This window comes from Rahnella sp. ChDrAdgB13, from assembly GCF_017655185.1.
In the GTDB taxonomy this organism is placed as follows: Bacteria; Pseudomonadota; Gammaproteobacteria; order Enterobacterales; family Enterobacteriaceae; genus Rahnella; species Rahnella contaminans.
Map to the genome: position 1 here is coordinate 1 of NZ_JAEMGT010000166.1, position 1,224 is coordinate 1,224.

2 protein-coding genes are annotated in these 1,224 nt (G+C 42.5%); both read right to left on the reverse strand.

Going from position 1 to position 1,224, the window contains the following annotated elements; translation table 11 throughout:
• Window positions 1-747 (reverse strand): type VI immunity family protein (locus J8X26_RS25795; RefSeq protein ID WP_208952411.1); only part of this gene is annotated, 747 nt, incomplete at its 3' end.
• A 54-nt stretch (window positions 748-801) separates the two neighbouring features.
• A partial coding sequence (locus tag J8X26_RS27825; RefSeq protein WP_244370872.1) for a type VI immunity family protein occupies window positions 802-1,224 on the reverse strand: 423 nt, incomplete at its 5' end.

Sequence of the window (1,224 nt, forward strand, 5' to 3'; positions counted from 1 at the left end):
ATCGTAAGATGTGATTTGTATCCGCGGGTCGTCGAGTTTTGAGCGCAGCGTATTAATTCCGCCCAGCTTACCAAGCCAATGATCGTTGAAAAAAGTATACCAGTTGATTGAGCGAATGCCATTTCTGAAGGATTTATCGGTGTTTACATTACTAATATTTAGGCCCAAAAATTCTTGCCCAATTTCATATTCCAGATATTGGAATGTTTCCCGGTCTCGACATTGCTGAATGCCTAATCCCATTAGGCCATGAATAGGGTTTAATAATGAGCATAAGTCAATTAATAAGTTTTCATTTTTTAATCTGTTCTTGATCTCTTTTATTGGCAGGTGAAAACTAAAAAAACTTAATGAGCGATGTATGTGTTCTACCCAGTCGGCAGGAGATAACGAGTAAATACGGTAATCGCTCGCATGTTCAAATCCTTCTTCAGAAGCGCACCAAAAGTCAATGTGGTCTCCACCTGCATTTTTTACGAGTTGCTTATACTTATCTAAAGTAGATTTAGAATAACTTTCTGTTTTATTGGGGTCATTAAAGAAACTCCATTTCAATTCTTTTCCAAATTCTTGATGGCATCTTTCTAACGCGTTAATAATTGCTTCTCTATTTTCTTCTAAATAGCCTTTATCTATATAAAAATAGGCCACCAGTCCTACCTGTAATGCATTATAATTTTCAGGGTCATCAAGTGCCCCATAGGTGAATTCGTATTCTGCCTGTTTGAATTTTTCAAAAAAATCCATTTCTAAGCTCCGGTTTGCAGTCTGCGATAAACACGCAGACTGCATAATGGCGATCTATTTCTGTTTAAAAACGCTGCCCTTATCATCCCGCTCAAGCAATGACCAAAGCGTCCGGTGCAGCTTGCCTTCTTTATCTTCATAGTCCGGCAGTTTCTGGCCCTGTTTCAGGTGAACATAGCGCAGGCTGCCGTCGATAAAGGTTCCCCACCTGCCGGTGTGCGGGCTGGTTTCACCGCTGAAGGCGGAGATGCGCTCGGGTTCTGACTCAGGTGGAGCGGATGAAGGATTCGTACCGGGTAAATCGACGTCAAAACGTTTAAGCCATTGTGCCGTGGAGTTCCGGTCGAAACGGATTTCACCGGCGATTGAGCCGTATCCCAGACTACCAATTTCGGGGGCTCTTATAGGTTTGAGTGCGTTATTCACTTTGACATAAAGCTCAGGGTACGGATTATCTTTCACCCAGCCCAGTTCTGG